Consider the following 7,265-nt stretch of genomic DNA (forward strand, 5'->3'; position numbering starts at 1 on the left):
CAGCATCCGGGACTTCCCCGACCCGGCCTCCCCGGTCAGCAGCGTGAGCCCACCCTCCCCGGCGAGCGAGTGCCCGGTCAGCGCCGCCAGCTCGGTCCCTCGACCGACGAAGGACGCCGCCTCACCCGGCTGCTGCACCGGTGCAGTATGGAGTCGCCCGCACCGCCCGCACCAGCGCCGTCGACGCCCCTCGCCCGGACCGGGTGGGTCAGGATCCGGGCTCCTGAGGTTCCTGGACCTCCGTGTCGCGCTCCCAGCCCTCGTTCTCCAGCGTGATGCTCTCGATGGCCACCGCGTCTCCCGACGCGTCGAGCTCCGGCAGTGCCTGGTACTGCGAGACCCAGCAGCGAAGGATGCGGTAGGCGATCACCAGCTGCCCGCTCTCGTTGTAGAGCTCGAGCCCGACGTCCTTCCGGAAGTCCTTCAGCGACACCTCGGCGCCGAGCCCGGCGCCGAGGGTCCACACCTGCCCGGCCCACCTCTCGAACTCGGTGTCGTGGGTGACACCGCGTTCCAGCCTGACCGGGTCGAAGGAGGTGCGGCCGGGTGAGCGCCGAGCGGTCGACGGGTCGCCGCCCTCACGATGCTCGATCACCTCGGTGGACCGTCTGAGTGCGCTGATCCTCGTGACCCCGGCGACGTAGCGACCGTCCCACCGCACGCGGAAAGTGAAGCTCTTGTACGGGTCGAGACGCTGGGGGTTCACCGTGAACGGGGGCACGGTCGAGGCTCCGGGGCTGGGTGGGTGGGGGTCGACGGAGCCGCGAGGACCACCGGGCCCTGCGGCGCCGGATCGAGAGACACTAGGCGGGCCCGCGCATCGTGATGTCGGGCGGGAGGCCCGGCCTCGGCGGTGGTGGCGTCGTGGGGATCGGCGACGGCTCCCGACCCGGCGGGCGGGGCCGCTCCGGGACCGGGAGGCCCGGTCGGCCGACCAGGAGCTGCCGCAGGAGCTCGTTGGTCTCGACCGAGGCGTAGTAGGCGGCGAGGGCGGCATGGGCCGCGGCGTCCTCCGCGGCGATGTGCGCCTCCGCCAGGTCCGCGTGGTGGCGTGCCCGGTCCTCGCTCATCCGACCTCCCTCGGTGGCCGCCGAGGCTACCGGGACCCCGCGGTCACGGCAGGCGGGCGAGGGCGGCGAGCGTGACCTCCCAGAACCGGGGTCCGTCGAGCCCGGTGGCGACGACGTGCCGCGGGCCGGGGGCGCCGTCTCGCAGGTCGACGACGGTCCGGCCGCGGGTGAGGCCGCCCGCCACCTCGACCGCGACCGGCGCGGACACGGTGGTGAACAGCTCGGGCGCGATCAGGTGCACGACGGGGCAGAGGTCGTGCACCGGGGGAGCGGCGAACCCCTGGTGTTCGAGGTAGCGGGCGCCGAAGAACTCCAGCAGCTCGCCGGCGAGGACGCCGGTGCGGGTCCCCAGGGCGGCGAGCCGCTCCCGGACGGTCTCGTCGGCGAGGGCCTGGTGGCTGACCTCGAGCCCCATCATCGTAACGGTCCAGGGCGCGGCGAACACCTCCGCCGCCGCCTCCGGGTCGACGAAGACGTTGAACTCGGCCGAGGCGGTGACGTTCCCCGTGGTCACAGCGCCGCCCATGATCGCCACCCCGGCGACGTGCTCGGCGATCCGCGGCTCGCGGCGCAGCGCCAGGGCGAGGTTCGTGAGCGGGCCGGTGGCGACGAGCGTCAGGCCGGGTTCGGCCATGACGAGGTCGACGATCAGCTCGGCACCCGGGCGCGAGCTCCGGGCCGTCCAGGCCGCTCTCGCCGTGGATGTCGGGGGCGGGCCGGTGCTCTCGGACGAGCGGGCGCTCGGCCCCACGGGCCACCGGAACGTCGTGGACCCCGAGGTGGCCGAGCAGGGCGAGGGTGTTGGCGGTGACCCGCTCGACGTCCTGGTTGCCGCACACCGTGGTCACGGCGGCGACCTCCAGCTCCGGGCTGCCGAGGGCGACGAACAGCGCGAAGGCGTCGTCGTGGCCGGGGTCGCAGTCGAGGACGATGCGCTTCACGGGGCTCCTGTCACTCTCTCGGGACACGGAATCGTCATCCGATGAGCGGACCGTAGTTGCGGGGTGGGCCGCGCTGCGTAGATTCCGGCTCGTGCGTACCCCGAGCCGGACCTCTCGACCGCACGCCGTGACGAGGATCGTGACGTGCGCGCTCCTCGTCCTGGCGATGGGCGCGCTGCTCCCGGAGACGGCGTTCGCGGCACCGGCCGCGAGGACCGTGACGATCGACGGCCAGGAGTACCCGGACCCGCTGCGCGACGACGACGGCAGCGCCGTGACCACGCCCGCGCAGTGGGAGACCACCCGCCGCCCCGAGCTGCTCGCCGCGTTCCGGGAGAACGTGTACGGGCAGAGCCTGCCCGCGCCGACCGCGCAGACCTTCGACGTGGCCTCGTCGGAGGTCGCGGGCCTCACGCGCAAGGTCGTCACGATCACCGTGACCGGTCCACAGGGGACCCGGAGCTTCGACGTCCGGCTGTTCCTGCCGAAGGCCGAGGGCACACCGCGGGGCACGTTCCTGATGATCGACCACCGCGGCGAGGTGGGCGACGACCCGGACCGGTCGTCCGGCTACGCGCCGATCTCGCGGATCACCGAGGCCGGCTACGCGTTCGCGGTCCTCGACGCCCGCGGCATCGCCCTCGACGACCGCGACGAGTACCGCAGCAGGATGATCGACCTGTTCCACCCCGCCGACCAGGAGCTTCCCGACGACGCGGGCCGCACGATCAGCGCGTGGGCCTGGGGGGCGAGCCGGGCGATGGACTACCTGCAGACCGACCCGGACATCGACCCCGCGAAGGTGGCCGTGATCGGGCACTCGCGCAGCGGCAAGGCGGCGTTGTGGGCCGGGGCGCAGGACACCCGCTTCGCGGTGGTCATCCCCCACAACGCGGGCTCGACCGGGACCAAGCTCGCCCGCCGCGGCGAGGGTGGGGGCGGCGGCGAGACCGTCGCGCGCATCAACGGGTCCTTCCCGCACTGGTTCGCCCAGACGTACAAGGCCTTCGATGACCGGGTGGACGAGCTGCCCGTGGACCAGCACGAGCTGCTGGCACTCGTGGCGCCGCGCCGCGTCGTCGTCGCGAGCGCGACGGAGGACGCGAACGCCGACCCGGAGGGCGAGTTCCTGGCCTACGGCGCCGCCGCGCCGGTGTACGCGCTCTACGGGCTGGGTGACACCGGTCTGCCCTCGGCGGCCTGGCCGCCTGCCACCGGCACGGGTTTCCGCGGCCCGGCGATGAGCTACCACCTCCGCGCGGGCGGCCACGGCCTGACGGCGGCGGACTGGGACCTCTACCTGACGGGCGACCTGTTCTCCCGGTGAGGATCCTGGCCTCCCTGCTCGACGTCGCCGGGCTGCCCGACCGGCCGAGCCGGGTGCTCCGGCCGACCCGGCGTGAACGGTCGGGGACCGGTGCTCACTGCGCCGTGTACCCGCCGTCCAGGACGAGGGTGGTGCCGGTGACGAACCGGGCGTCGTCGGAGAGCAGGTAGCGCACCGCCGCGACGAGCTCGGCCGGGCGTGCGAGCCGCTTGACGGGGAAGGCCGCCACGATCGTCTCGACCGGGATGCCCCGGTCGTCGAGGAACCGCCAGAACATGTCGTCCGGGATGTCGACGGCGGCGAACGCGAGCGCGTTGACGCTGATCCCGTCCGCGGCCGCCTCGACGGCCGCGGCCTTGGTCAACGCGTCGACCGCGCCCTTGGTGGCGGCGTAGACCCCGTTCGCGGGCACCGCCGTCATGTCGCTGGTCACCGACGACATGTTCACGATCGCCCCGCCGCCCGCGGCCTTCAGCGCAGCCAGCTCGTGCTTGAGGGAGTGCAGGACCCCCTTGACGTTCACGGCGAGCAGCCGGTCGACGACGTCGCCGTCGGCGTCCGCGATCAGGCCGGTGGTCTCGGTGCCCGCGTTGTTGACCGCCCCGTCCAGCCTGCCGTGAGTGTCCGCGACGTGCGCCAGGACCGCGCGGACCGCGTCCTCGTCCGTCACGTCGGCCTCGACGAAGGTCATCCGGCCGCCGCCCGAACGGACCCGGTCGGCGACCTCGCGCCCGCGGTCGACGTCGACGTCACAGCCGACGACGGAGGCCCCCTCGGCGGCGAACGCCTCGGCGAGCACGCGGCCGCAGCCCCGTGCGGTGCCGGTGATCAGAATGGTCTTGCCCGCGACGCCGTCGGCCACAGTGCACCCCCTCGGCCGGAGGGTCGATCATGGCGGGGGCACCGTTAGCGTCGCCGCGCGGGAGGCGGCGCCCGACCGCAGACTGGACCCATGGACACCGCAGCGCTGCACCCGGTCGGGGCCACGGTGACCGACCTCGACCTCACCACCTGCGCCGCCGCCCTCGTCGACCTGCTCGCCGAGCACGGCGTGCTGGTCCTGCCCGACCAGGAGATCGACGACGCCGCGTTCCGGGCCTTCCTGCAGGCGTTCGGCCCGCTCGCGTTCACCCCCGGGGAGACGCCGCTGCCCGGGTTCCCGGACCTGAACGTGATCAGCAACGTCGGGCGGGCGACCCCGCCGCGCAGCACCTTCCACGTCGACACGAGCTACGTCGCGCGGCCGCCCGCCTACACCGCGCTGCGGGCCGTCGCGGTGCCGGCGCAGGGCGGCGCCACCCAGTTCACCAACCAGTACCACGCGTTCGAGACCCTGCCGCCCGCGATGCGCGAGAAGCTCGCGGGCCGCACGATCCGGCACGTGGTGACGGGTGTCGCGCCGGGGGAGGCGGGTGCCGAGACCGAGGCCGAGCACCCGGTCCTGCGGCGGCACCCGGTCTCGGGGCGGACGGCGCTCTACCTGTCCACCCCGGCGCGGTGCGTGGCCGTCAGCGGGATGTCGGAGGCGGAGTCCCGCGAGACCGTCGAGTACCTGTTCGCGCACTCCACCCGCGCGGACAACGTGCTGCGGCACGCCTGGTCCCCGGGCGACCTCGTGATCTGGGACAACGCCTGTGTGCTGCACCGCGCCGACCACTCCGGGGTGGTGGGGGACCGGGTCATGCACCGCGGCATGGTCGCGGGGAACGTGCCGGTCCCCGCTCAGCACAGCACCGCCGCGACGAGGTCGTCGAACAGCTCGGCGACGCCGATCCCCGCGGCCTCGGCCATCGTCGCGACCACCGACGCGCGGGCGAACGAGCAGTACAGCCCCGCCTCCAGGAACCACGGGCGGCCCTGCGGGTCGATCCGGAAGTCGAACAGGCCGTAGTGCCGACAGCCCAGGGCGCGGTAGCAGGCCAGCGCCGCCTGCTGGACCACCTCGGTGACCGGGTCGCCGGGATCGACGATCCACGCGCGCGACGGGTCCTTGGCCACCAGGCGCAGGTCACCGCCGGGATCGCGGGCGAGCTTGTCCGCGGCGAGCCGGACGGGCTTGTCGTCGGGATCCATCGCGTACTCCTCGAGCGGGAGGCAGCGGAGCCCGCCGCGGTCGACGACCCCGCACCGCACCTCCCGGCCGAGCGGCACGAACTCCTCCACCAACGCCGCCGCCGAGTGCCGGTGCGCCTCCTTCAGTGCCGCCTCCATCTCCCCGGGATCACGCACGAGCGTGACGCCGACGGAGTTGTCCGCGTCGACCGGCTTGACCACCGCGGGCAGGCCGACGGCGGGCCGCTCACCGGGTCGCACCACCTCCCCGGCGGGCACGGCGACCCCGGCCGCGGCGACGACGGCGCGGGCCTTCGCCTTGTCCGCCCCGAGGGCCATGACGTCCGGCGGGTTGCCCAGGTACGGGACACCGAGGAGGTCGAACAGGGCGCGGTGGTGCGTCATGCCGGGCGGGCAGAACATCTGCGGGACCATGACGTCGACCCCGGCACCCGCCACGACGGCGACGGCCGCGGCGAGGCTCATCGGCGTGGCCGCCGCGATCGCCGTCGGGCCGAGGTCGGCGGGGAACCGCCAGGCCCCGTCCGGCGTCACGTACGCCACGAGGGAGTCGTGGGAGCCCGCGGTCGCCTCCAGGCAGTCCGCGGCGTAGAGCCGGGACAGGTCGCAGAAGAAGTCGTCGACGGCCGAGCCGACGAGGTGCAGCACGCGGGCCATCAGTCACCGGCCGGTTCGACGAGCTTGCCGATGTTGAAGTCGATCTTCACCCAGTCCTTGCCGCGGCGGAGGTCGTCGAGCAGCAGGCTCGCGATCTGCAGGTGCGGGACCAGCAGGAACGGCAGCGGGTCCGCCGTCTCCAGCAGCGCCTCCTTGCCGCGCAGCACGACGCGGAGCCGTTCGCGCAGCGTCGACGGACGCCGCAGCAGCTGCCCCAGCTCGTGGTAGAGCCAGTAGGTCGGTCTGCTGCGCAGGGTCGGCAGCACGGTGGGTCCGCCGGTCTCCAGGTAGGCCGCGGCGAGGCCCGGGTGGTCGTAGAACATGGTGATCGCCGAGTGCGTCCGCGGGTTGCACTCCAGGGCGTAGACCCGGCCGTCCGGCGTCTCCATGAAGTCGAACGAGAGCTGGCCGGTCACACCGAGCGCGCCCACGAACCGGTCCACCCATGCCGCGATCGCCGGGTGCTCGACCATCTCGTAGTTCAGCTGGAAGCCCGACGACGGGCAGCAGCAGTGCAGCTGGACGTGCCCCTCCCGGACCGTGCTGTGCGTGCAGTACTCGGTGCCCTCCACGAACTCCTGCAGGATCCACGGGTCGTCGGGGGAGATCGGCAGCGCCTGCACGAAACGTGCGGTCTCCGCGGGGGTGGGCCGTGGGAGGCGGGTGAGGTCCATCCGGCGGACCGGGTCGTAGGCGATGCTCTTGAGGATGTACGCGCGGCCCGGGGGGAAGTCGAAGTCGAGGACCTGCTGCGGGTCGGTGATCCGGTGGGTGTCCGGCACGAGCAGGCCCAGCTCCGCCGCGGTCGCGGCGAAGCGGTGCTTGTCGTCGAGCATCGCCACGGTGTCCGCGTCCGGGTGGACGACCTCGCAGAAGGGTTCCAGGGCCCGCTTGGCCAGCGCGTCGTACCGGCTGGCCAGCGGGCTGCAGACCGGGACGTAGACGTCGACGCCCTCGGCCCGGGCGATCTCGGTCAACCGCTCGACGTAGTCCGGCGCGTCGGGTGCGGGCACGACGTGGAAGGCCGAGACGGCCCGGGAGAACCGGTGCCCGCTCCAGCGGTAGCGGTGCTGCTCGACGAGCACGACGCGGTGCCCGGCCCCGTGGAACGCGCGGGCCAGCGCCAGTGCCTTGGTCATCTTGCCGCCGCTGACCAGCACGGTCAGCGGCCTCTCCGGTGTCGCCCGCCGTCGTCCG

6 protein-coding genes and 2 pseudogenes are annotated in these 7,265 nt (G+C 73.6%); 2 read left to right on the forward strand and 6 right to left on the reverse strand.

The window, feature by feature from the left end:
* Window positions 1–208: 208 nt before the first annotated feature.
* The 3 genes and pseudogenes from H5J29_RS15050 to H5J29_RS35105 form a co-directional block, all read right to left on the reverse strand.
* The gene (locus H5J29_RS15050; RefSeq protein WP_312858236.1) at window positions 209–706 is read right to left on the reverse strand and encodes a phage tail protein; all 498 of its coding nucleotides are present in this window, start codon (window positions 704–706) and stop codon (window positions 209–211) included.
* 97 nt (window positions 707–803) lie between these two features.
* Entirely contained in the window at window positions 804–1,070 is a 267-nt protein-coding gene (locus tag H5J29_RS15055) for a hypothetical protein (RefSeq protein ID WP_181781588.1), read from the reverse strand.
* A 43-nt stretch (window positions 1,071–1,113) separates the two neighbouring features.
* Window positions 1,114–2,038: pseudogene (locus tag H5J29_RS35105) on the reverse strand (nucleoside hydrolase).
* Window positions 2,039–2,150: 112 nt separating this feature from the next.
* On the opposite strand from H5J29_RS35105, the gene H5J29_RS15065 reads away from it, so the two are divergent.
* Window positions 2,151–3,338 carry an alpha/beta hydrolase family protein gene (locus H5J29_RS15065; protein ID WP_312858237.1) on the forward strand — a complete coding sequence of 396 codons (1,188 nt, stop codon included), beginning with the start codon at window positions 2,151–2,153 and terminating at the stop codon, window positions 3,336–3,338.
* Between the two features lie 94 nt (window positions 3,339–3,432).
* On the opposite strand, the gene H5J29_RS15070 is transcribed toward H5J29_RS15065, so the two are convergent.
* Window positions 3,433–4,200: an SDR family NAD(P)-dependent oxidoreductase gene (locus tag H5J29_RS15070; protein WP_181781589.1), complete on the reverse strand. Its 768-nt coding sequence runs from the start codon at window positions 4,198–4,200 to the stop codon at window positions 3,433–3,435.
* A gap of 90 nt (window positions 4,201–4,290) precedes the next feature.
* On the opposite strand from H5J29_RS15070, the pseudogene H5J29_RS15075 reads away from it, so the two are divergent.
* Window positions 4,291–5,019 (forward strand): annotated as a pseudogene (locus H5J29_RS15075) (TauD/TfdA dioxygenase family protein); the annotation flags it as partial.
* A gap of 41 nt (window positions 5,020–5,060) precedes the next feature.
* Here H5J29_RS15075 and H5J29_RS15080 read toward each other — a convergent pair.
* Together H5J29_RS15080 and H5J29_RS15085 are read right to left on the reverse strand one after the other, a co-directional pair.
* Window positions 5,061–6,068, reverse strand: coding sequence for a D-alanine--D-alanine ligase family protein (locus H5J29_RS15080; protein ID WP_181781590.1), 1,008 nt, complete (start codon window positions 6,066–6,068; stop codon window positions 5,061–5,063).
* Window positions 6,068–7,265, reverse strand: a 1,198-nt coding sequence (locus H5J29_RS15085; protein ID WP_181781591.1) for an ATP-grasp domain-containing protein, incomplete at its 5' end; no start/stop codon positions are given. The genes H5J29_RS15080 and H5J29_RS15085, both read right to left, overlap by 1 nt.

The organism is Pseudonocardia pini (genome assembly GCF_013870575.1).
Taxonomy (GTDB): Bacteria; Actinomycetota; Actinomycetes; order Mycobacteriales; family Pseudonocardiaceae; genus Pseudonocardia; species Pseudonocardia pini.

Coding starts and splice junctions, on each gene's coding strand:
- H5J29_RS15055 (WP_181781588.1), bottom strand. CDS start 1,070: ATGAGCGAGGACCGGGCACGCCACCACGCGGACCTGGCGGAGGCGCAC.
- H5J29_RS15080 (WP_181781590.1), bottom strand. CDS start 6,068: ATGGCCCGCGTGCTGCACCTCGTCGGCTCGGCCGTCGACGACTTCTTC.